The 448-nt window shown below is 63.4% G+C and carries 1 protein-coding gene; it reads right to left on the bottom strand.

The features are described 5' to 3' along the window. Positions 1 to 70: 70 nt before the first annotated feature. Positions 71 to 448: NIPSNAP family protein (locus HMPREF2537_RS13015; RefSeq protein ID WP_246820235.1), on the bottom strand; the 378-nt coding region annotated here is incomplete at its 5' end.

The raw sequence follows: 448 nt of genomic DNA, 5'->3' as shown, positions 1-448 counted from the left end.
GGGTACACCCATCTGTACGCGCTGACCTGCGGCGTTGTGGGTTGTGCCGAGCGTGCTGCCGGAGTCCCTTTCAGTGTCCCTGGGGTAGGAGCGGCCGCATGAAGGTGCGCTCGTACCGCAGGACGCACTCGGACTCGTCTCGAATCCGGTCAGCGGCGATGAAGTCCGAGTGGGTGCCGAACAAGGTGCGGTACTGCTCGTAGGCAGCCAGGCTGGGGAAGCTGAACAGGGATTCCGCACGGTCACTCACACCTTCCGCGGGTAGGTAGTACCCGTGGTGGGTGCCGCCGTGTTCGTCGACATGCCGCATCCAAGCGCGGGCGAACTGTTCAAAGGCTGCGATCTGGTCGGGGTCGATGGTGTAGTGGACGACACAGGTGATCACATCCACAACGCTAGGCCCACAGGCGCTCATTGGGGAGCCTTTGTCTGTGCGCCTCGTGGTGCA

The sequence above is a fragment of the Corynebacterium sp. HMSC074E01 genome (assembly GCF_001808885.1).
Lineage (GTDB): Bacteria > Actinomycetota > Actinomycetes > Mycobacteriales > Mycobacteriaceae > Corynebacterium.
The sequence above is the reverse complement of the archived record's forward strand: the minus strand, read 5'-3'. Positions and strand labels throughout refer to the sequence as shown.